The sequence below is a fragment of the Pseudomonas sp. 273 genome, from assembly GCF_029201425.1.
In the GTDB taxonomy this organism is placed as follows: Bacteria; Pseudomonadota; Gammaproteobacteria; order Pseudomonadales; family Pseudomonadaceae; genus Pseudomonas; species Pseudomonas delhiensis.
The window spans coordinates 1,259,045-1,279,375 of sequence record NZ_CP116775.1; the positions used below are offsets into that span (position 1 = coordinate 1,259,045).

The window sequence follows — 20,331 nt, forward strand, 5'->3', positions numbered from 1 at the left end:
CGGCATGCCCCTCGACAGCGCCCACGGCGAGCAGACGCGCTTCTGGCGGGCCCAGGAACTGGGCGGCCTGGAGCTGCTGCACGCACGCTTCATCGAGCAGCGCTTCGCCCCCCACGTCCACGAAGGCTTCGCCCTGGTGCTGATCGAGCAGGGCGCCCAGCGCTTCCGCCACCGCGGCGCCGAGCACCTGGCGCCGACCGGCAGCCTGGTGCTGATCAACCCCGACGAGGTCCATACCGGCTCCAAGGCCCACGAGGCGGGCTGGCTGTACCGGGGGTTCTATCCGGAGATCGAGCAGGTCGGCAGCGTGCTCGACGAGCTGGAGCTGGGCGGCCGAGGCCTGCCGACCTTCGATGCCAGCGTGCTGCACGACGCGGAGCTGAGCCGCGCCTTCCTGCATGTGCATCGTCTGCTGGAATCCAATGCCAGCAGCCTGGAGCGCCAGACCTGCTGGCGCGAGGCGCTGCTGTTGTTGTTCCAGCGCTACGCGCGGGTGCCCGAGGCACGCCCGGCCGGGCAGGAACCGCTGGCGGTGGCCCGCGCCCGCGAACTGCTGGCCGCCCGGCTGGTCGAGCCGCCATCGCTGGAAGAACTGGCGGCGGCGGTGAACCTGTCGCCCTTCCACTTCGCCCGGGTGTTCCGCAAGGCCACCGGCCTGCCGCCCCATGCCTGGATCAAGCAACGCCGCCTGGAACAGGCCCGCGCCCTGCTCAAGGGCGGCTGCGCGCCGGCCTCGGTGGCGGCGCAGCTAGGTTATGCCGACCAGAGCCACCTCAGCCGCCAGTTCAAGCAGGCCTACGGCGTGGCGCCGGGGGAATACCGCCTGGCGTGCGGGCGCTCAGACATGCCAGCCGGTAACCCGTAGGAGCGGGCCCTGCCCGCGATTTCGCGCGCAGGGCGCGCTCCTACAGGGAATGGCGTGGGTGGGGTGGCGTAGGAGCGGATCTTATCCGCGAATCGCGCCGGGGGTTCCGGCTATCGCGGACAAGGTCCTCCTACCATTCCGGTGGGCACGGCTTCTCGTAGGAGCGAGCTTGCTCGCGAATGAGCCCCGCAGCGGAGTCTGTTCGCGAGCAAGCTCGCTCCTACGAAGGGCACATCGGCGCGGTCTGTAAGGCAGTTGCTCCTTCGGGGGAGAAATGCGCTGCTTTCCGGCAACGCACTCCGTCCGCGATTTCGCCCCGGCCTGTCCGGTCATGCGAGAGGCAATTCGGAATTTTTGCCCGCGGATGTGGCCAGAGGCACCGCAGTTGCAGTCAAATCTGCGACGGACGCCGCGGCGTCCTCCCGGCCCGCTTTCGGGGTCGCCTGACCAGGTACACACGGACGATGAGCCAACACTCGCAATTCGCCCTGCTGGGCACCCGGCGCTTTTTGCCGTTCTTCATCACCCAGCTGTTCGGCGCCTTCAACGACAACATCTTCAAGCAGTCGCTGATCCTGGCGATCCTCTACCACCTGAGCATCGGCGGTGACCGCAACCTGCTGGTCAACCTCTGCGCGCTGCTGTTCATCCTGCCGTTCTTCCTGTTCTCCGCCCTGGGCGGGCAGTTCGGCGAGAAGTTCAACAAGGACGCGCTGATGCGCGCGCTGAAGCTGGCCGAGGTGGTCATCATGCTGGTGGGCGCCGCGGGCTTCCTGCTCGGCAGCCTGCCGCTGCTGTTCCTCGCGCTGTTCGCCATGGGCACCCACTCGGCGCTGTTCGGCCCGGTGAAGTACTCGATCCTGCCGCAGCACCTGCGCGACGACGAGCTGGTCGGCGGCAACGCCCTGGTGGAGATGGGCACCTTCCTGGCCATCCTCGCCGGCACCATCGGCGCCGGTGTGCTCATGTCGCGCCAGGCCTACGCCCCGGCGGTGGGCATCGCCGTGGTGCTGGTGGCCGCTTGCGGCTACCTGGCCAGCCGCGGCATTCCCCGCGCCGCCGCCGCGCTGCCGCAGCTGCAACTGGACTGGAACATCTTCCGGCAGTCCTGGAGCATCCTGCGCCTGGGTCTCGGCCAGCGCCCGGCGGTGTCGCGCTCGCTGGTGGGCAACTCCTGGTTCTGGTTCCTCGGCGCGGTCTACCTGACGCAGATCCCCACCTACGCCAAGGAGCTGCTGCACGGCGACGAGAGCGTGGTGACGCTGATCCTCACGGTGTTCTCGGTGGGCATCGCGCTGGGCTCGATGCTCTGCGAGAAGCTCTCGGGCAAGAAGGTGGAGATCGGCCTGGTGCCCTTCGGCTCCATTGGCCTGAGCCTGTTCGGCATCCTGCTGTGGTGGCACAGCGGCGGCTTCCCCGTCGGCGCCGCGCCATTCACCTGGCTGGAGGTGCTGGAGCACCCGCAGAGCTGGGCGGTGCTCGGCGACATCCTCGGCATCGGCGTCTTCGGCGGCTTCTACATAGTGCCGCTGTACGCGCTGATCCAGGCGCGCACCGAGGAGGACAAGCGGGCCCGGGTGATAGCCGCGAACAACATCCTCAACGCGCTGTTCATGGTGGTGGCCGCCATCGTGTCCATCCTGCTGCTGTCGGTGGCCAGGCTGAGCATCCCGCAGCTGTTCCTGGTGCTGTCGCTGATGAACGTCGCGGTGAACGTGTACATCTTCAGGATCGTGCCCGAGTTCACCATGCGCTTCCTGGTCTGGCTGCTCAGCCACTCCATGTACCGCGTCGACCACCAGAACCTCGAGGCCATCCCCGACGAGGGCCCGGTGGTGCTGGTGTGCAACCACGTGTCCTTCGTCGACGCGCTGCTCATCGCCGGCTCCATCCGCCGCCCGGTGCGCTTCGTGATGTACTACAAGATCTTCCGCCTGCCGGTGCTCAACTTCATCTTCCGCACCGCCGGCGCCGTGCCCATCGCCGCGCGCCACGAGGACGAGCGCATCTACGAGGAGGCCTTCCGCCGCGTGGCGCAGTACCTGGAGGACGGCGAGGTGGTGTGCATCTTCCCCGAGGGCAAGCTGACCGCCGACGGCGAGATGAACGAGTTCCGCGGCGGGGTGGAGCGGATCATCGAACAGACCCCGGTGCCGGTGATCCCCATGGCGCTGCAGGGCCTGTGGGGCAGCTTCTTCAGCCGCGACCCGGGCAAGGGCTTCTTCAGGCGCATCTGGTCGCGCGTGCGCCTGGTGGCGGGGCAGCCGCTGCCGCCGCAGCAGGCCCGGCGCGAGCACCTGCAGGCGCTGGTGACGGACCTGCGCGGCAACGCCCGCTGAAACGAAAAAGCCCCGGCAGAGCCGGGGCTTTTTCACAGGGGCGCGAGGTTCAGATGACCTGAACTTCGTCCGCCTGCAGGCCTTTCTGGCCTTCTACAACGATGAAGGAGACCTTCTGGCCTTCCTGCAGCGACTTGAAGCCATTGCCCTGGATGGAACGGAAGTGAACGAACAGGTCGCCACCGTTTTCCTGGGTGATGAAGCCAAAGCCCTTGGCATCGTTGAACCATTTGACGGTGCCGGTCTGACGATTCGACATGGAATTACACCTTGAACGTTGTGGATTGCTGCTGCACGGCGTTACCGCCGCCTGTTCTGAGTTGCAAGGTGTGGGCCGGGCCGGACGAAGAGCGTCGCCGCCTTCAGGTCATCAGCCGTGACGATCCTGGCAAGCACAGTCGCCGCAGCATACCGGGACTTTTCCGGGAAAGCGACAGGGCGGACATGCCGATTTCAATGGCTTAACTTCAACCCGACCAGGCCGCAGAGGATCAGCGCGATGCTGAGCAGGCGTAGCGGGGCGACGGATTCGCCGAACAGCAGGATGCCGAGGGTCACGGTGCCCAGCGCGCCGATGCCGGTCCAGATGGCGTAGGCGGTGCCCAGCGGCAGCTGTTTCATGGCAAGGCCCAGCAGGCCGATGCTGGCGGCCATGGCCAGTGCGGTCAGCACGCTGGGCCACGGGCGGGTGAAACCTTCGGTGTATTTCAGACCGACGGCCCAGGCCACTTCGAACAGGCCGGCGGCGAACAGGATGAACCAGGACATGGGGACCTCCGGGACGACTGATGGGCAGGGCCGTCCCCGTCGGTGCACCTGGCGGTGGTGAGGTCGTCCTCACGATGCGCAGTATTTTGCACATTCTGGCCCGGGCGGCAACCTGTGGTCGCGCCCGGGCCGGCGGCCCTCAGGAAGCCTGGTCGGGCTTGTCCGTCAGGCGGCGGAACCAGCTCGACAGGGTAGCCCCGGAGATGTTGTGCCAGACGCTGAACAGCGCGCTGGGCACCGCCGCCAGCGGCGAGAAGTGGGCGCTGGCCAGGGCCGCGCCGAGCCCGGAGTTCTGCATGCCGACCTCCAGCGCCAGCGACTTGCGCTGCGCCAGGGGCAGGCCGAAGGCGCGCCCGGCGAGGTAGCCGAGGAGGAAGCCGAAGCCGTTGTGGAGGATCACCACGGCCATGATCAGCAGGCCGGACTCGGCGATCTTCGCCTGGCTGGCCGCCACCACCGCCGCGACTATCACCACGATGCAGACCACCGAGACCAGCGGCAGCGCTTCCACCACCTTGCCCACCCGCGCGCCGAACAGGCGCTGGGCAACCACGCCCAGGGCGATGGGCAGCAGCACCACCTGGAGGATCGACCAGAACAGCTCGGCGAAGGACACCGGCAGCCAGGCCGAGGCCAGCAGCCAGATCAGCGCCGGGGTCAGCAGCGGGGCGAGCAGGGTGGTCACCGCGGCGATGGCCACCGACAGCGCCAGGTCGCCGCGGGCCAGCCAGGTCATGACGTTGGAGGCGGTGCCGCTGGGGCAGCAGCCGACCAGGATCACGCCCACGGCGATTTCCGCCGGCAGTTGCAGCAACCGGCACAGCAGCCAGGCCACGCCGGGCATGATGACGAAGTGGGCGACCACGCCCAGGCACACGCGCCAGGGGTGGCGGGCCACCTCGGCGAAGTCTTCCAGCTTCAGCGTCAGGCCCATGCCGAACATGACGATGCCGAGCATCGGCACTATCGCCGGTGCCAGCGGGCGGAACCACTGCGGGGCGAGGAAGGCCAGCACGGCGAACAGCAGTACCCAGAGGGCGAAGGTGTTGCCGACGAAGCGGCTCAGCAAGGCGATGGCGCGCATGGGTGGCGCTCCTTGTGGTTACTGTCGGGGCCGGCGCCCGGGGGCGCCGGCCGGGACGGGGGTTAGATGCCCTGGGGGATTTCCTCGCCACCCAGCGCCTCGAACAGCGCCGGCAGGAACTGGCCGAAGGTCAGCATCATCAGGATGAAGCTGGCGTCGAGCTGGCCGAGGGCGTCGTCGCCGCCGTCCTTCTCGGCCTGTTCCTGCAGCAGTTCCTCGAAACGCAGGCGCTTGATCGCCAGCTTGTCGTCGAGCACGAAGCTGAGCTTGTCCGACCAGGCCAGGGCCAGCTGGGTGACCAGCTTGCCGGAGGACAGGTGCAGCTGGATCTCGTCGCTGGTCAGGTCCTGGCGCTTGCAGCGCACCACGCCGCCGTCCTCGTGGGTGTCGCGCAGCTCGCACTCGTCGAGCACGAAGAAGTCGCCGGCGGCTTCCTGGGTCTTGACCCAGTCGGTGAGGGTGGCGCTGGGCGCGACCTTGACGCTGAGCGGGCGCACCGGCAGCGAGCCGAGGGCCTCGCGCAGGGTGGAGAGCAGGTCCTCGGCCTTCTTCGCGCTGGCGCTGTCGACCAGGATCAGGCCCAGCTCCGGGGCGATCGCGGCGAAGGTCGAGGATCGGCGGATGAAGGCGCGCGGCAGCAGGCTCTGGACGATCTCGTCCTTGAGCTGGTCGCGCTCCTTCTTGTAGACCTTGCGCATCTGCGCGGTCTCGATCTCGTCCACCTTGTCCTTCAGCGCGTCACGCACCACGCTGCCGGGGAGGATGCGTTCCTCCTTGCGCGCGCTGATCAGGTAGAAGCCCTGGCTGGCGTGGGCCAGGGGCGCGTCGGGGCCCTTGCCGAAGGGGGCGGTGAAGCCGTAGGTGGTCAGTTCCTGGCTGGCGCAGGGGCGCGCCGGCTTGCTGGCCAGGGCTTTCTCGAGGGCATCGGCATCGATCTGCAGATCCTGGGTGAGGCGGTAGACGAGCAGGTTACGGAACCACATGAGGATCAAACTCCCGGGACACGAAAGGTCCGCATTATTCCGCTAGCGGCTCTCCAGGCCAACCCCGTTACCGACTTCGTCGACATTTCCTAAGCCTTTGGAACATCTGAAAATTTTTTTCACTCAGGGGCTTGCCAGGGTGAAAATGCGCCCGTAGAATGCGCCCCACTTCGAGAGTGAAGGGTGATTAGCTCAGCTGGGAGAGCATCTGCCTTACAAGCAGAGGGTCGGCGGTTCGATCCCGTCATCACCCACCAATCTCGTGGTCCGACGCAGCGGTAGTTCAGTCGGTTAGAATACCGGCCTGTCACGCCGGGGGTCGCGGGTTCGAGTCCCGTCCGCTGCGCCATATTCCAAGCCCTCAGGCAGAAATGCCTGGGGGCTTTGTCTTTCCCGGCCCCGGGAAAGTCGCCCCGCGCGACGCCGTTCGCAGCGCCTATCCTCTTAATTTTTCTATAAGTTTGCCGTGGGAACTTATCCCCCGGCGGCGGTTCCTATTGCCCATAGCCATTGGCCGCGGCGCCCTGATAAGCTCGCGGTTTCATCGAAATGCCAGCATGGCAATCAGACAAGGAATCAGCATGAAACAACATCGGTTGGCGGCAGCGATCGCACTGGTCGGCCTGGTTCTCGCGGGCTGCGATCAGCAGGCTGCCAATGTGGAGCTCAAGACGTCGGCGCAGAAGGCTTCCTACGGCATCGGCCTGAACATGGGCAAGAGCCTGGCCCAGGAAGGCATGAACGATCTGGACTCCAAGGCCGTGGCCCAGGGCATCGAGGATGCCATTGGCAAGAAGCCGCAGCGCGTCACCGATGAAGAGCTGACCCAGGCGTTCACCGACCTGCAGAAGCGTTCCGAGGAACGCATGGCCAAGCTGAGCGAGGAAACCCTCAAGGCCGGCAAGAAGTTCCTCGAGGACAACGGCAAGCGCGAAGGCGTGGTCACCACCAAGTCCGGCCTGCAGTACGAAGTGGTGAAGAAGGCCGACGGCCCGCAGCCCAAGGCCACCGACGTGGTCACCGTGCACTACGAGGGCAAGCTGACCGACGGCACCGTGTTCGACAGCTCCATCCAGCGCGGCAGCCCCATCGACCTGCCGGTCAACGGCGTGATCCCGGGTTGGGTCGAGGCCCTGCAGCTGATGCACGTGGGCGAGAAGATCAAGCTCTTCATCCCCAGCGAACTGGCCTACGGCTCGCAGAGCCCGAGCCCGACCATCCCGGCCAACTCGGTGCTGGTGTTCGACCTGGAACTGCTGGGCATCAAGGATGCCAACCAGGCCGGCGGCGAGCAGCCGCAAGCCCCGGCGCAGAACTGAGTACATTAGTACCAAGAGGACGCCCCGCCCCTGCGGGGCGTTCCTGTTTCTGCAGGATGATAGCGCTGCTCTGCGGCTGACCAGGCGGTCGGAAAGGGCGAAGTCCGGTGCGGGATGTTACCCTTATGCACATATATGTCGCAGCCGTGGTTACGGCCGGTGCTTGACAGCGAAGGGTGATATCGAATAGCCGCAACTGTATGATTTTTATAAGGTTTCCTAAGCTGAACAAAAAATCGCCGATCTGTCTGTAGGCCGCTGGCGACGGGCTTTCCGGCGTGGAGACCGGATACTTTCAACAGAGTTATCCACAGGAAAGGTGGATAACCCCCAAGCCCCCGGCGACACCGCCGGGACGAGGTGCCCGATGAAGAAACCCGCCGGTTTCGACCGTTATCTGGCCCTGGCCGAACGCTTTCTCGCCCGGGGTCGGGTACCGGCCCTGCTGTTCGCCGTGGCGCGCAAGAGCGCGCGGCTGAAACTGGTCAAGGCCGACCTGCGCCTGCTGCAGGAACTGGCCCTGGCCACCGTGCGCGGGCAGTATCGCCAGCTCAACCCCAGGGCGCTGCTGGCGGTGGTGGCGGCGCTGCTGTATTTCCTCTCGCCGCTGGACATGATCCCCGACTGGCTGCCCGGCGTGGGCCTGCTGGACGACCTGGCGGTGCTGGCCTGGGTGGTGCGCCACTGGCAGGCCGAGCTGGATGCCTTCAAGGTCTGGCGCGATGCGCAGAGCCGCGAGATACGCCAGTCCCTGGCGCTGTTGCCGGGGCCGGAGCGGCCGGCCCGCGGCTGAGTCGCCGGCCAGCGAAGCGTGCGCGGCTTCGCGATGCCGCGCGTGGTGATGCGCCCGATGAGGCCGAGCGGCGTTTCATGGGCGATACTGTGAAAGGTCGGAATGCCGGGCAGGCGCCAGGGTTTGCCGTCTTTGCCCGTTGAAATGCCGGCATGCAAGGAGTGTTGTCGATGAATGTGCAAGTGATCACGCGAGACGGCGAAGCGGAGTACGCCGTGCTTCCCTGGGCCGACTACCAGGCGCTGCTGGCCGCTGCCGGCGCCCGCGCCGCCCAGCCCCCCGCAGTTGCCGCCCCGGTTGCCGCACCGAGCGCCTCCTGGCGCGAGCTGCGCGAGGCGCGCGGCCTGTCCCTGGAGAGCGTGGCCCGCGAGGTGGGCATCAGCCCGTCCTACCTGGGGATGATCGAAAGCGGCGAGCGCGAGGTCAGCGAAGCCATCGAGCATGGCCTGCGTCGCGCGCTGGGCGCAGCGAAGTCGGAGTCGGCATCTTGAGCGTGCATATCAGCCGCAAGCATTGGCAGGGCTTGCTGGACGAGCTGGAAGACGCGCGCCGCCAACGCCACCTGTTGACCTACCGGGCGCTGATCGAGCGCCTGCAACTGCCCACGCCGGCCATGACCACCCTGACCGCGGCCCTGGAGCACCTGGCGCAGCTCGATGCCCGCGCCGGCCGGCCGCTGCGCAGCTCGCTGGTGATCAGCCAGGGCGCCAGCCGCCTGCCGCGCACCGGGTTCTTCGAATGCGTGGAGCGCCTGGGGCGTTTCTCCGGCGCCTCGGACGGCCCCGCGGCGGCGGGCTGGCACGCCGCCGAGGTGGTGCGGGTGTTCGAGTTCGACTACCCGGAAGAGCCGTGAGCCGCGAGTTCGTCTGGCGCCTGCGCGCCCGCCTGGCCTACGCCGTGGCGCGACGCCTGATGGGCTGGCCCTGGCTGGTCCGCCAGCCGCGCGCCTGGCAGTGGATGCAGGGGCAGTTCTCGCGCATGGCCAACCTGGGCGACGTGCCCGCCCAGAGCTTCTATGGCCACCTGCTGCTGTTCCGCGGCCAGGGCTTCGGCGCCCGCGAGGAGGGCCTGCGCCTGCTCGCCCTGGCGGCCGCCGGCGGCGATGCCAAGGCCGCCTACCAACTGGGTGTGCAGGCCCTGCAGGGCAGCGCGCAGCGGCAGCCGGACGGCGCCGCCGCGGCGCGCCACTGGGCCCGCGCCGCGGAGGCCGGGCACCCGCTGGCCGCGCGGCGCCTGGCCGAGCTCTACCGCGACGGGGCCGAGGGCCTCGCCGCGGATTCCGAGCAGGCCGCGCGCTACCAGGCCCTGGCTGCGCGCCTGGGCCTCTGAGCGGCTTCTATTCCAGCGTGATGACGTGCCGGCTGTAGCCGGGGACTTCCTTGGCGTGGCGCTTGGCCTCCGAGGCGATGCCCGCCAGCTGCGCCGCGTCCAGGCGCTCGCTGGCGCCGGGCTTCAGGTGCACCACGCCGATCGATAGCGACAGCAACGGGAATTCCTGGCGCTGGCCGCGGCGGTTGTAGGCGACGAAGCAGCCGGCCTGCAGGTGCTCTTGGTTGTAGAAGCGCCGGCACTGGCCCTGGAAGTCCTCCAGCAGGTGGTTGAGGCGGTTGCGCCAGTCCTCGGAGGTGAACACCAGCATGAAGTCGTCGCCGCCGATATGGCCGACGAAGTCGCAGCTGGGGTCCACCCGGTCGCTCAGGCACTGCGCCAGGCACAGCAGCACTTCGTCGCCGCGGGCATAGCCGTAGAGGTCGTTGAAGGGCTTGAAGCTGTCGATGTCGACGTAGCACACCGCCGCCTCGCGGTCCTGCTGCAGCAGGCGCGCCAGGCACTGCTGGATGGGCACGTTGCCCGGCAGCAGGGTCAGCGGGTTGGCGTAGCGCGCCTGGCGGATCTTCAGTTCGGTGATCAGCTTGAGCACGTCGATCACCCGGCCCAGGCCGAGGTAGCGGCCGCCCTGGGTGATGATGAAGTCTTCCTCGATGCGCTGCCGCGCGCGGCTGGTGAGCAGGCGGCTGACCTGCTGCAGCGACTGGCTGCGCTCCACCGCGAGGAAGTCGTCGCTCATCAGCCGGCTGATCGGCTTGCGCGCATACAGTTCGGTGCCGAAGGGCTTGAGCAGGGCATCGGAGAGCGCGTGGCGGTGGACGATGCCCACCGGCTGCTGGTGCTCGTCGAGCACCGCCAGGGCGTTCAGGTTGGCCTGGGCGCGGAAGGCTTCGAGCACCTCGGCGATCGGCGTGTCGCGGCCCACCGCCGGCTGCTCCAGCAACAGCGGGCGCAGGTCGGCCTGTTCCTCGCCGTGCAGGGTCTCCACACGGTCGAGGTCCGGCAGCAGGCTGCGCACCTCGCGCGCCGGTTGTTCCTGCGGGCGGCCGATGAGGTAGCCCTGGACCAGGTCGACGCCCATTTCCGAGAGCACCGCCAGCTCCTCCGGCAGTTCGATGCCCTCGGCTATCACCTGGGCGCGGGAGGCGTGGGCCATCTTCAGGATGGAGCCGACGAACTCGCGCTTGACGCCGTCCTGGTGGATGCCGTCGATGAAGTGGCGGTCGATCTTCACGTAGTCCGGGCGCAGTTCCGACCACAGGCGCAGGCTGGAATAGCCGGCGCCGAGGTCGTCCAGGGCGATGCAGAAGCCCATGGCGCGGTAGTGGTGCAGGGCGGTGTCGAGCAGGCCGAAGTCCTCGATGGGCGCCTGTTCGGTGAGCTCGATGACCACGTCGCCCGGCGCTATGCCCAGTGTCTGCAGCAACTGCAGGGTGCGGCCGGGCTGGTGGTTGGGGTCCAGCAGCGACTCGGGGGCGACGTTGAGGAACAGCTTGCCGGCCAGCCCCAGCTCGTGGAAGCGCTGGCAGGCGCGGCGCCGGCAGAGCACGTCGAGCTCGCTCAGGCGGCCGGCGTGGCGCGCGGTGCTGAACAGGGTGAGAGGCGAGTGCAGCGGGCTGTTGGAGGGGCCGCGGGTGAGGGCCTCGTAGCCCACCAGGCGTCGCTCGGAGAGCGACACTATGGGTTGGAACAGACAATGCAGGTCGCCGTGAGCGAGGATCTGGGCCAGCGCGCTCAACTGCTCGGTGACGGTCATGACGGTTCTCTGTGGGTGAAAAGACGAAGGGCCGGTCTCCCGGCCCTTGCGCATTTCACTACTGAGTCATGACTGTTTCGTGACGACTCCGCTCTTTCAGTGCTTGGCCACCGCCGAGCTGAGCGTCAGGTAGTCCAGCAGGATGTGCCCGGACTCGGTGAGGTAGGCGTCGTCCTGGGGCTTGGTCTTGTCGTCGTCCGGCAGGGCGTTGTCGTCTTCCTGCTTGAGCTCCTTCAGCGGCTCCTGGCCCTTGGATTTGCGCAGCGCGTTCTCCATGGCCAACTGGCGGCCCTCGATGCTGCTCTGCTGGGCGCGGCGCTTGGCCTCGTTCAGGCTGACGGTCTTCTCCTTCATCAGCTCCTGGGCCAGGGCCAGGCGCTGGCGGGCGTAGACGAAGTCGGCGTTGTGCTCGGTGCGCGCATCGTGCTGGATCTTCAGCTGGTCGAGGAACGGCTTGAACGGGTCGCTCTGCGCCGACAGCACCGGGCGGATGGTGTCCCAGGGCATGGAGTCGGGCAGGGCGCTCTCGCCGATTTCCTTGTCGTCGACGATGGACGGATAGCTGATGTCCGGGATCACGCCCTGGTGCTGGGTGCTCTGCCCGGAGACGCGGTAGAACTTGGCCAGGGTCAGCTTCAGCTCGCCGTGGTTGAGCGGCTGGATGGTCTGCACGGTGCCCTTGCCGAAGGTTTGGCCGCCGACGATGAGCGCGCGGTGGTAGTCCTGCATGGCGCCGGCGAAGATCTCCGAGGCCGAGGCCGACAGGCGGTTGACCAGCACGGTCATCGGCCCGGTGTAGAAGGCCTGGCCCTCGTCATCGTTGAGCACGTCGACGCGGCCGTCGCTGTTGCGCACCAGCACGGTCGGGCCCTGGTCGATGAACAGGCCGGTCAGCTCGGTGGCTTCCTGCAGGGAGCCGCCGCCGTTGTTGCGCAGGTCGATGACGATGCCGTCGACCTTGTCCTTCTGCAGCTCGCCGATGAGCTTCTTCACGTCGCGCGTGGTGCTCTTGTAGTTCGGGTCGCCCGCCCGGTAGGCCTTGAAGTCCAGGTAGAAGGCCGGCACGTCGATCACGCCGAGCTTGTAGCTGCGGCCGTCGTGGTCGAGGGTGATCTCCGACTTCTTCGCCGCCTGGTCTTCGAGCTTCACCGCCTCGCGGGTGATGGTGACGATCTTGCTGGTCTGGTCGTTCGGCGCGTTGCTCGAGGGGATGACCTCCAGGCGCACCTGCGAGCCTTTCGGGCCGCGGATCAGCTTGACCACTTCGTCGAGTCGCCAGCCGACCACGTCGACCATCTCGCCCTTGCCCTGGGCGACGCCGATGATCTTGTCCGAGGTGGCGATCTGCTTGCTCTTCTCGGCCGGGCCCGCCGGCACCAGGCGCACGACCTTGACGTAGTCGTTGTCGCTCTGCAGCACGGCGCCGATGCCCTCGAGGGACAGGCTCATGTTGATGTCGAAGTTTTCCGCGCTGTCCGGCGACAGGTACTGGGTGTGCGGGTCGTAGGTCTGCGCGAAGGCGTTGATGTAGGCCTGGAAGATGTCCTCGCTGCGCGTCTGTTCCAGGCGCATCAGCTGGTTCTTGTAGCGCTTGGTCAGCTGTTCCTGGATGGCCTTGTCGTCCTTGCCGGCGATCTTCAGGCGCAGCACCTCGTCCTTGACCTTCTTGCGCCAGAGGTCGTCGAGTTCGGCGCTGTTCTTCGCCCACGCGGCGTTCTCGCGGTCGATGGTCAGGCTCTCGTCGACCTTGAAGTCGATCTTGTCGACGCCCTTGCCGAGCGTCGCCAGGGCGAAGTCCAGGCGCTCCTTGAGGCGGTCCAGGTGACGCTTGTAGATGGTGAAGCCGGGGTCCAGCTCGCCGCTCTTGAGGAAGTCGTCGAACTGGGTGCGCCAGGGCGTGAACTGGGCGATGTCGCTGGCGGTGAAGTACATCCGCGACGGGTCCAGGGCCTTGATGTAGGCGTCGTAGATCTTCGCCGAACGGTCGTCGTTGAGCGGCGGCTTGCTGTAGTGATGGCGCTTGAGCAGCTCGACGATGTTCAGGCTGGCGATCACCTGGTCACGGTCCGGCTGCAGGCCGTCCCAGGAGTTCTGGCCGGCGGAGGGCGCGGCGAACGCGGACAGGGCGCTGGCGCCAAGGACCAGCAGCAGGGCGGTGCGGGGCAGAAATCGCTTCATGCTTAATCGACTGGGTGCGGAGTTATGACGCATATTAGGCCGTATCTGGCGTCGCCGGGTTCCAAGCTGCTCGAGATTGGGCTCTGGCGCGACGAGCGAAGAGAAAGGCCCGACCGACGTGGTGCGGGCCGTGCAAGCACTATGGAGGTAGCGTGAACGCATTGCAAGGTATCGAAGGGCGGGTGGAGTGGGCCGAGCGCCCGGCGCCGACCTGCGGGGCGGGGCAGGTGCGCATCCGCGTGGCTGCAGCCGGGCTCAACCGTGCCGACCTGCTGCAGCGCGCCGGGCTCTACCCGCCGCCGCCGGGGGCCAGCGACATCCTCGGCCTGGAATGCGCCGGGGTGGTCAGCGAAGTGGGCGCCGGCGCCACCTGGCAGGTGGGCGACCGCGTCTGCGCGCTGCTTGCCGGCGGCGGCATGGCCGAGGAAGTGGTGGTCGATGCCCGCCACGTGCTGCCGGTGCCCAACGGCCTGTCGCTGGCCGAGGCGGCGGGGCTGCCGGAGGTCTATGCCACGGCCTGGCTCAACCTGTTCCAGCTGGCGGGCCTGCAGCCGGGCGAGAAGGTCCTGCTGCACGCCGGTGCCAGCGGCGTGGGCTCGGCGGCCATCCAGCTGTGCAAGGCCTTCGGCAGCCCCTGCTGGGTCAGCGTCGGCTCCGCCGAGCGCCTGGCCTACTGCGAGGCCCTCGGCGCCGAGGGCGGCGTGCTGCGCGGCGAGGCGCTGGAGTCGCTGCGCGACTTCGCGCCCTTCGACGTGATCCTCGACCCGGTGGGCGCCAACTACGCGGCGCTCAACCTGCAGGTGCTGCGCCAGGACGGTCGCTGGGTGGTCATCGGCCTGATGGGCGGGCGCAAGGCCGAGCTGGACCTGGCGCTGCTGCTGGGCAAGCGCATCCAGCTGACCGGTTCGACGCTGCGCAGCCGCGACGCCGACTTCAAGGCGCAACTGATCGCCGAGCTGGGCACCCGCGTCTGGCCGCTGTTCGCCAGCGGCCAGCTGCAGCCCCAGCTGGAGCGCCAGTTCGTGGCCAAGGACGCCGAGCAGGCCTTCGAGGCCCTGGCCAGTAACCAGGTGCAGGGCAAGGTGGTGGTGCTGGTCGACCAGAGCCTGGCCTGACGCACGCTCCCGCATGCGACGTAGGGCGAATGACCGTTCGCGGTCATCCGCCGTTGGCCCGGGCGCCGATGCCCGGGAATGGCGGCGGATAACGCCGTAGGCGTTATGCGCCCTACGGCCCTGCCGGGTAATTCCATGGCACCGTAGGGCGAATAACCGTTCGCGGTTATCCGCCGTTGGCCTGGGCGCCGGTGCCCGGGGATGGCGGCGGATAACGCCGTTGGCGTTATGCGCCCTACGGATTCGACCGCACACGATGTTTCCCCGCACCTGTAGGAGCGGACTCCGTCCGCGATTCGCGCCTCAGCGCCAGGCGAGGATTTCCCAGCCGTGTTTTTCCGCCTCGCCGCGCAACACCGGGTCGGGGTTGACCGTGTGCGGGTTGCCGACGCGGCGCAGCAGCGGCAGGTCGTTGCGCGAGTCGGAATAGAAGTGCGTGCTGGCCAGCGCGCTTTCGTCGCCGCCGAGCCAGTCGAGCAGGCGGATGATCTTGCCGTCGCGGTAGGTCAGCACGCCCTGGGTGCGGCCGCTGTAGTGGCCGTCCACCACCTCCAGGTCGATGGCCAGCACGTCCTGGATGCCGATGCGCTCGGCGATCGGCTGCACCAGGTGCACGCCGGAGGCGGAGATCACCAGTGGCCGGTCGCCGGCGGCGCGGTGCCGGGCCAGGGTGCGGCAGGCGTCGTTGTAGATCAGCGGTTCGATGACGTCCTCGACGTAGGCTTCCACCTCCCGTTCCACTTCCTCGACGCTGCGCCCGGCCATGGGCTCCAGGCTGAAGGCCATGTAGGCCTCCATGGACAGCTCGCCCAGGGCGTAGCGCGCCATCAGCTCGGTGTCGCGGCGGATGAAGGACTCGCCGTCGACCCAGCCCAGCTCGGCCATGCGCCGGCTCCACAGGCTGGCGCAGTCGCCGTCGATGAGGGTTTCGTCAAGGTCGAAGATCACCAGGGCCATCAGGCCACCTCCCGGATGCTTTCATGATCGATCGCCAGCGCCAGGTGGGCGCCGGCCGGATACAGGCGTTCCGCGCTGCGGTTGAGCACGTCCACCGTGAGTTCGACGCCGTTGGCCCGCACCCGGTAACGGATGACGTTGCCCAGCAGGCTGTGGGACAGCACCTGGGCGGCAATGCCGTCGCCGGCATCCAGGCTCAGGCGCAGGGATTCCGGGCGGATCGCCACCTGCCCGGCGAAGGGCCGGCCGAGCAGGCGGCCGGCCTGCTCGGCGTCGAGCAGGTTGTAGTTGCCGATGAAGCCGGCGGCGAAGGCGTCGGCCGGCGCGGTGTAGAGGGTTTCCGCGTCGCCGCTCTGGACGATGCGCCCGGCGTTCATCAGCACGATGCGGTCGGACAGCGTCAGCGCCTCCTCCTGGTCGTGGGTGACGAACACCGTGGTCAGCTGCAACTCCTGCTGGATGCGGCGGATCTGCTCGCGCAGGTGCTTGCGGATGCGCGCATCCAGGGCCGACAGCGGCTCGTCGAGCAGCAGCAGGCGCGGGCGGGTGACCAGCGAGCGGGCCAGGGCCACGCGCTGGCACTGGCCGCCGGAGAGCTGGTGCGGGTAGCGCGCGGCGTACTGGCCCAGCTCGACCATCTCCAGCACCTCGGCCACCCGGGTGGCGGCTTCGGCAGAGGGCACCTTCTGCATGCGCAGGCCGAAGGCGACGTTCTGCTGCACGGTCATGTTGGGGAACAGCGCGTAGCTCTGGAACACCATGGCGATGCCGCGCTTCTGCGGCGGCAGCGGCACCAGGTCCTGGCCGTCGATCAGGATGCGCCCGCTGTCCACCGCGGTGAGCCCGGCGATGCAGCGCAGCAGGGTGGACTTGCCGCAGCCGCTGGGGCCGAGCAGGGTGACGAACTCGCCGCGCCGGGCGGCGAAGTCGATGTCCTGGAAGACCCGGGTGTCCCCGAAGCTCTTGTTCAGGCGTTCGACGCTGAGGAAGCTCATGTGCGGTCCTTGTTCAGGCGGTTGGCGGCCCAGGTCAGCAGCAGGATGAAGAGGAAGTAGGAGACCACCACCGCGCTGGTGTAGTGGCCGCTGCTGTTGCGCATGTTGTTGAGGAAGACCTGCAACGTCTCGTAGCGGGTGCCGACCAGCAGGTTGGCGAACACGAACTCGCCGATGAGGAAGCTGAAGGACAGGAACAGCGCCACCATCAGGCCCTTGCGCAGGTTCGGCAGCACCACCAGCAGGGCCGCCTGCCAGGTGCTGGCGCCGAGCAGTTGGGCGGCGTCCATCAGGTCGTGCAGGTTGATCGCCTGCAGGTTGTTGCCGATGGCCCGGTACATGAACGGCAGGGCGATGCTGAAGTAGCAGCCGACGAGGATCCAGGGCGTGCCGGTCAGCGGCAGGGGGCCCGAGGCATAGAGCTGCAGCAGGCCCACCGAGGAGACCACCGGCGGCACCGCGAAGGGCAGCAGGATGAGCACGTTCATCAGCGCGTCCAGGCGCGGGTAGTGGTAGTGCACCACGAACATCAGCGGCAGGATCAGCAGCACGCTCAGCAGCAGCGCGCCGAAGCACACCAGCAGCGACTGGCCGAAGGCGGTGAGGAAGCGCGGGTCGGTCCACAGCGCCAGGTACCACTTCAGCGTCAGGCCGTCGGGCAGCACGCTCGCCGACCACTGGGTGGCCAGGGAGTAGAGCAGGGTGGCGGCCAGGGGCAGCAGCAGGATCAGGAACAGCGCGTAGACCACCAGCCGGTGGTACAGCGGGCTAGCGTTTCTCGACATGGTAGCTCCGGCGCAGCAGCCACTGGTGGGCCAGGGTGATGACGGTCATCAGCCCGACCAGGATCATCGCCAGGGCGCTGGCCATGTTCGGGTCGAGGAAGACGTCGCCGGAGACCAGGCCGGCGATGCGGATCGGCACCACGTTGAAGTTGCCGGTGGTCAGCGAGTAGACGGTGGCGTAGGCGCCCAGGGCGTTGGCCAGGAGGATCACGAAGGTGCCCAGCAGCGCCGGCGTCAGCACCGGGATGCCGATGTGCCGCCAGAACTGCCAGTGGTTGGCGCCCAGCAGCGCCGCCGACTCGCGCCAGTCCTCGCGCAGGGCGTCGAAGGCCGGGTAGAGCAGCATCACCCCCAGGGGAATCTGGAAGTAGGTGTAGAGGATGATCAGGCCGGTCTTGGAGTAGAGGTTGAAGTCCTCGATCAGCCCGGCCTGCTTGAGCAGCAGGGTGATGGCGCCGTTGAAGCCGAGGATGATGATGAAGGCGAAGGCCAGCGGCACCCCGGCGAAGTTGCTGGTCATGTTGGCGAAGGCCATGACGAAGTCGCGCAGGCGGCTGTCCACCTGGCGCAGCGAATAGCTGCCGAGCACGGCGATGGCCAGGCCGATCAGGCTCGACCACAGGGAAATCTCCAGGCTGTAGCGGATCGCCTGCAGGTAGAAGGGCGAGGCGAATATCTCGGCGAAGTTGCCCAGGCCCCAGGCCTCTTCGCGGCGCAGGCTGTTGACCGCCACCCACAGCAGCGGCGCGATCTGGAAGGCGAAGAAGAACAGCGCGAAGGGCAGCAGGCAGAGCAGGGCGAGGCGCTTTCCGCGGTTCGCGCTCATGGCCGCAGCAGCCCGTCGCAGACCGGCTTGTCGTGGGCCGCGCCGAGTATTTCGCAGAGGCTGCCGCACAACTCCACCTGGCGCGGGCGCACCTGGTCGTCGAGACTGAAGGCCTCGCCGAAGACGAACAGCGGCACCTCGCGCTCCTCGGGGAGGATGCCGCCGTGGCTGCGGTCGTCGTTCATGCCGTGGTCGGCGGTGACCATCACCTGGTAGCCGGCGGCCAGCCACTGGTGCAGGTATTCCGAGAGCAGCACGTCGGCCTGGCGCGCGGCGTTGCGGTACTGGGCGCTGTTCAGGCCGTGGCGGTGGCCGGCGTCGTCGATGTTCATCGGGTGCGCCAGCAGCATGTCGGGGGCGTGGCGGCGGCGCAGGTGCTCGGCGTCGGCCAGCAGGTGCGAGTCGGGGTAGTGGTCGGTCCAGTAGAAGTGGCCGTACTGGATCGGCAGCGCCGCGTCCTCGGTGTGGCGGTCGCGGGCCGCGTCGAAGGGCGAGCGGTTGTACAGCTCGCTGACCCAGTGGTAGGCCGCCGCCGCGGTGGTCAGGCCGGCGTCGCGGGCATAGTGGAACAGGCTGCGCTCCTTCGACAGGCGCGAAACCTGGTTGTGCAGGATGCCGCTGTCGATCGGCGCAACGCCGGTGAGCAGGCATTCGTAGAGCGGCCGCGACAGCGACGGCAGCTCGCACTGCAGGCGGTAGAGGCGGCCGCGGCCGGCGTTGCAGAGCGCCTGCAGGTGGCCCATGCAGTCATGGGCGACGCCGTAGTTGAGGCCGTCGAGTATGACCAGGATGACGGGACGGGACATCGTAGCTGCCTGTGCTGGGGGAAACCGGAACGGGCGCCCCCGGCCATGGCCGGGGGCGGCGCTGCGTCACTGCATGTTGATGATCACGCTCTCCTGCCACATGCGCGGCAGGCGCTTGGAGGTCGCTTCCCAGGCCTGGCCGTCCCTGATCGGCTGGGCCCTGGCGTACTGCTCGTTGGGCAGCAGCTTGGCCTTGACCTCGGCCGGCAGGTCCAGGTGCTCGGCGCGGATCGGCCGGGCGTTGCCCTTGGCCAGGTTGATCTGCCCGGCGTCGCTGAAGATGTACTCGCGGGCCAGCTTGGCGGCGTTGGGGTGCTTGGCGTACTTGTTGATGATGGTGGTGTAGCCGGAGATCACCGAGCCGTCGGAGGGGATCAGCACCTCGAAGCGGCTGGAGTCGATCTGGTCGCGGTAGCTCAGGCCGTTGAAGTCCCAGACGATGCCGACTTCCACCTCGCCCTTCTCCAGGGTGTTGATCACCGGGTTGGTCAGCGACAGGCGGCCCTGCTTGGCCAGCTGGGCGAAGAACTCCAGGCCCGGCTTGACGTTCTTCTCGTCGCCGCCGTTGGCGATGGCCGCGGCGAGCACGCCGTTGACCGCCTGGGCCGCGCTGCTGACGTCGCCGATGGTGACCTTGTACTTGCCCTTGAGCAGGTCGGCCCAGCTGTGCGGCACGTCCTTGACCAGCTGCTTGTTGACGATGAAGGCGATGGTCCCGGTGTAGGCCAGGGCCCAGTGGCCATCCTTGTCCCTGGCCCATTCCGGGACCTGGTCCCAGGTGCTGGGCTTGTAGGGCAGGCTGACGTCCTGCTGCACGGCGATGGGGCCGAAGGCGGCGCCGACGTCGCCGATGTCGGCGCTGGCGTTCTCGCCCTCGGCCTTGAACTTGGCCAGCTCCTGGGCCGAGCTCATGTCGGTGTCCATGTGCTTGAGCCCGTACTTGCTCTCCAGGTCCTTCCAGGTGTCCTTCCAGTTCGCCCAGCTGTCGGGCATGCCCACGCTGTTCACCTGGCCTTCCTTGCGCGCGGCCTGTTCCAGCGCCTGCAGGTCGGCCTCGGCGGCCATGGTGGTCGCGCTGCCCAGGGCAATCGCGGTTCCCAGCAGTGAAGCAAGCAAGCGTTTCATTCGGTGCTCCTTCGGTCATCGGGTTCTGGCATTGGGGGCCGCGCCCCGGTCGGGCGTGGCGCGTCGCTGGTCTAGATCAGCAAGACCCAGGCCAATCTACGAAGCGGGCATGACAATTTCGTGTCCGGGCGCCGGCATGCGGGTCGGCAGGCAGCACCCGGATACAGCCTAGACCATGCACAAGACCTTGATGCGGCTGGGCTATGCTGTGGCGCGGAGCTGGCATGGGGCCTGCTTGCCATGGCACTGTCACCGGACGGTCACCGTGGATTCCTACAGTGGAAAGGGTTACCGGTTGCGGTGAAGTG

19 protein-coding genes, 2 tRNA genes and 1 pseudogene are annotated in these 20,331 nt (G+C 67.8%); 10 read left to right on the forward strand and 12 right to left on the reverse strand.

The window, feature by feature from the left end:
* Positions 1-4 precede the first annotated feature (4 nt).
* Both PKO50_RS06190 and PKO50_RS06195 read left to right on the forward strand, forming a co-directional pair.
* Complete coding sequence (locus tag PKO50_RS06190; RefSeq protein ID WP_275629137.1) at positions 5-865, forward strand: AraC family transcriptional regulator; 861 nt, start codon at positions 5-7, stop codon at positions 863-865.
* 464 nt (positions 866-1,329) lie between these two features.
* Entirely contained in the window at positions 1,330-3,204 is a 1,875-nt protein-coding gene (locus PKO50_RS06195; RefSeq protein ID WP_275629138.1) for an MFS transporter, read from the forward strand.
* A 49-nt stretch (positions 3,205-3,253) separates the two neighbouring features.
* On the opposite strand, the gene PKO50_RS06200 is transcribed toward PKO50_RS06195, so the two are convergent.
* The 4 genes from PKO50_RS06200 to rdgC all read right to left on the reverse strand — a co-directional run bounded on the left by PKO50_RS06200 (position 3,254) and on the right by rdgC (position 6,039).
* Positions 3,254-3,463, reverse strand: coding sequence for a cold-shock protein (locus tag PKO50_RS06200; protein WP_009620558.1), 210 nt, complete (start codon positions 3,461-3,463; stop codon positions 3,254-3,256).
* A 194-nt stretch (positions 3,464-3,657) separates the two neighbouring features.
* A complete protein-coding gene (sugE, locus tag PKO50_RS06205; protein ID WP_109936608.1) occupies positions 3,658-3,972 on the reverse strand; it encodes a quaternary ammonium compound efflux SMR transporter SugE in 315 nt (104 codons plus the stop codon).
* Between the two features lie 139 nt (positions 3,973-4,111).
* Positions 4,112-5,056 (reverse strand): bile acid:sodium symporter family protein, encoded by a 945-nt coding sequence (locus tag PKO50_RS06210; RefSeq protein WP_109936609.1) that lies wholly within the window; start codon positions 5,054-5,056, stop codon positions 4,112-4,114.
* Between the two features lie 62 nt (positions 5,057-5,118).
* On the reverse strand, positions 5,119-6,039 hold the full coding sequence (gene rdgC / locus PKO50_RS06215; protein ID WP_109936610.1) for a recombination-associated protein RdgC: 921 nt from the start codon (positions 6,037-6,039) through the stop codon (positions 5,119-5,121).
* 181 nt (positions 6,040-6,220) lie between these two features.
* On the opposite strand from rdgC, the gene PKO50_RS06220 reads away from it, so the two are divergent.
* The 7 genes and pseudogenes from PKO50_RS06220 to PKO50_RS06250 all read left to right on the forward strand — a co-directional run bounded on the left by PKO50_RS06220 (position 6,221) and on the right by PKO50_RS06250 (position 9,480).
* Positions 6,221-6,296 (forward strand) — tRNA-Val (locus tag PKO50_RS06220).
* Positions 6,297-6,311: 15 nt separating this feature from the next.
* Positions 6,312-6,388, forward strand: a tRNA-Asp gene (locus PKO50_RS06225).
* 232 nt (positions 6,389-6,620) lie between these two features.
* Positions 6,621-7,319: pseudogene (locus PKO50_RS06230) on the forward strand (FKBP-type peptidyl-prolyl cis-trans isomerase); the annotation flags it as partial.
* Between the two features lie 406 nt (positions 7,320-7,725).
* A complete protein-coding gene (locus PKO50_RS06235; RefSeq protein WP_109936612.1) occupies positions 7,726-8,151 on the forward strand; it encodes a YkvA family protein in 426 nt (141 codons plus the stop codon).
* Between the two features lie 170 nt (positions 8,152-8,321).
* On the forward strand, positions 8,322-8,642 hold the full coding sequence (locus tag PKO50_RS06240) for a helix-turn-helix transcriptional regulator (protein WP_109936613.1): 321 nt from the start codon (positions 8,322-8,324) through the stop codon (positions 8,640-8,642).
* On the forward strand, positions 8,639-9,004 hold the full coding sequence (locus PKO50_RS06245) for a hypothetical protein (protein WP_009620544.1): 366 nt from the start codon (positions 8,639-8,641) through the stop codon (positions 9,002-9,004). The genes PKO50_RS06240 and PKO50_RS06245 overlap by 4 nt, the downstream gene beginning before the upstream one ends.
* On the forward strand, positions 9,001-9,480 hold the full coding sequence (locus PKO50_RS06250) for a sel1 repeat family protein (protein WP_275629139.1): 480 nt from the start codon (positions 9,001-9,003) through the stop codon (positions 9,478-9,480). The genes PKO50_RS06245 and PKO50_RS06250 overlap by 4 nt, the downstream gene beginning before the upstream one ends.
* 7 nt (positions 9,481-9,487) lie before the next feature.
* On the opposite strand, the gene PKO50_RS06255 is transcribed toward PKO50_RS06250, so the two are convergent.
* Entirely contained in the window at positions 9,488-11,236 is a 1,749-nt protein-coding gene (locus PKO50_RS06255; protein WP_275629140.1) for a GGDEF domain-containing protein, read from the reverse strand.
* A 96-nt stretch (positions 11,237-11,332) separates the two neighbouring features.
* Complete coding sequence (locus tag PKO50_RS06260; protein ID WP_109936616.1) at positions 11,333-13,414, reverse strand: carboxy terminal-processing peptidase; 2,082 nt, start codon at positions 13,412-13,414, stop codon at positions 11,333-11,335.
* Positions 13,415-13,566: 152 nt separating this feature from the next.
* On the opposite strand from PKO50_RS06260, the gene PKO50_RS06265 reads away from it, so the two are divergent.
* A complete protein-coding gene (locus PKO50_RS06265; RefSeq protein ID WP_275629141.1) occupies positions 13,567-14,529 on the forward strand; it encodes an NAD(P)H-quinone oxidoreductase in 963 nt (320 codons plus the stop codon).
* 303 nt (positions 14,530-14,832) lie between these two features.
* On the opposite strand, the gene PKO50_RS06270 is transcribed toward PKO50_RS06265, so the two are convergent.
* The 6 genes from PKO50_RS06270 to PKO50_RS06295 form a co-directional block, all read right to left on the reverse strand.
* Positions 14,833-15,486, reverse strand: coding sequence for an HAD family hydrolase (locus tag PKO50_RS06270; protein WP_089393087.1), 654 nt, complete (start codon positions 15,484-15,486; stop codon positions 14,833-14,835).
* Entirely contained in the window at positions 15,486-16,481 is a 996-nt protein-coding gene (locus PKO50_RS06275; protein ID WP_089393086.1) for an ABC transporter ATP-binding protein, read from the reverse strand. The genes PKO50_RS06270 and PKO50_RS06275 overlap by 1 nt, the downstream gene beginning before the upstream one ends.
* Positions 16,478-17,266, reverse strand: a complete 789-nt coding sequence (locus PKO50_RS06280; RefSeq protein WP_275629142.1) for an ABC transporter permease — start codon at positions 17,264-17,266, stop codon at positions 16,478-16,480. Before PKO50_RS06280 ends, PKO50_RS06275 begins: the two co-directional genes overlap by 4 nt.
* Positions 17,250-18,092 (reverse strand): ABC transporter permease subunit, encoded by an 843-nt coding sequence (locus PKO50_RS06285; RefSeq protein WP_275629143.1) that lies wholly within the window; start codon positions 18,090-18,092, stop codon positions 17,250-17,252. The genes PKO50_RS06280 and PKO50_RS06285 overlap by 17 nt, the downstream gene beginning before the upstream one ends.
* Positions 18,089-18,898 carry an alkaline phosphatase family protein gene (locus PKO50_RS06290; protein WP_275629144.1) on the reverse strand — a complete coding sequence of 270 codons (810 nt, stop codon included), beginning with the start codon at positions 18,896-18,898 and terminating at the stop codon, positions 18,089-18,091. Before PKO50_RS06290 ends, PKO50_RS06285 begins: the two co-directional genes overlap by 4 nt.
* Before the next feature lie 66 nt (positions 18,899-18,964).
* Positions 18,965-20,023 carry an extracellular solute-binding protein gene (locus PKO50_RS06295; RefSeq protein ID WP_275629145.1) on the reverse strand — a complete coding sequence of 353 codons (1,059 nt, stop codon included), beginning with the start codon at positions 20,021-20,023 and terminating at the stop codon, positions 18,965-18,967.
* Between the last annotated feature and the right edge of the window lie 308 nt (positions 20,024-20,331).

Bases quoted from the DNA above. Each gene is read 5' to 3' on its own strand.
- PKO50_RS06190 (WP_275629137.1), top strand. From the start codon at position 5: ATGCCCCTCGACAGCGCCCACGGCGAGCAGACGCGCTTCTGGCGGGCC.
- PKO50_RS06195 (WP_275629138.1), top strand. From the start codon at position 1,330: ATGAGCCAACACTCGCAATTCGCCCTGCTGGGCACCCGGCGCTTTTTG.
- PKO50_RS06200 (WP_009620558.1), bottom strand. From the start codon at position 3,463: ATGTCGAATCGTCAGACCGGCACCGTCAAATGGTTCAACGATGCCAAG.
- sugE (WP_109936608.1), bottom strand. From the start codon at position 3,972: ATGTCCTGGTTCATCCTGTTCGCCGCCGGCCTGTTCGAAGTGGCCTGG.
- PKO50_RS06210 (WP_109936609.1), bottom strand. From the start codon at position 5,056: ATGCGCGCCATCGCCTTGCTGAGCCGCTTCGTCGGCAACACCTTCGCC.
- rdgC (WP_109936610.1), bottom strand. From the start codon at position 6,039: ATGTGGTTCCGTAACCTGCTCGTCTACCGCCTCACCCAGGATCTGCAG.
- PKO50_RS06235 (WP_109936612.1), top strand. From the start codon at position 7,726: ATGAAGAAACCCGCCGGTTTCGACCGTTATCTGGCCCTGGCCGAACGC.
- PKO50_RS06240 (WP_109936613.1), top strand. From the start codon at position 8,322: ATGAATGTGCAAGTGATCACGCGAGACGGCGAAGCGGAGTACGCCGTG.
- PKO50_RS06255 (WP_275629140.1), bottom strand. From the start codon at position 11,236: ATGACCGTCACCGAGCAGTTGAGCGCGCTGGCCCAGATCCTCGCTCAC.
- PKO50_RS06260 (WP_109936616.1), bottom strand. From the start codon at position 13,414: ATGAAGCGATTTCTGCCCCGCACCGCCCTGCTGCTGGTCCTTGGCGCC.
- PKO50_RS06270 (WP_089393087.1), bottom strand. From the start codon at position 15,486: ATGGCCCTGGTGATCTTCGACCTTGACGAAACCCTCATCGACGGCGAC.
- PKO50_RS06275 (WP_089393086.1), bottom strand. From the start codon at position 16,481: ATGAGCTTCCTCAGCGTCGAACGCCTGAACAAGAGCTTCGGGGACACC.
- PKO50_RS06280 (WP_275629142.1), bottom strand. From the start codon at position 17,266: ATGTCGAGAAACGCTAGCCCGCTGTACCACCGGCTGGTGGTCTACGCG.
- PKO50_RS06285 (WP_275629143.1), bottom strand. From the start codon at position 18,092: ATGAGCGCGAACCGCGGAAAGCGCCTCGCCCTGCTCTGCCTGCTGCCC.
- PKO50_RS06290 (WP_275629144.1), bottom strand. From the start codon at position 18,898: ATGTCCCGTCCCGTCATCCTGGTCATACTCGACGGCCTCAACTACGGC.
- PKO50_RS06295 (WP_275629145.1), bottom strand. From the start codon at position 20,023: ATGAAACGCTTGCTTGCTTCACTGCTGGGAACCGCGATTGCCCTGGGC.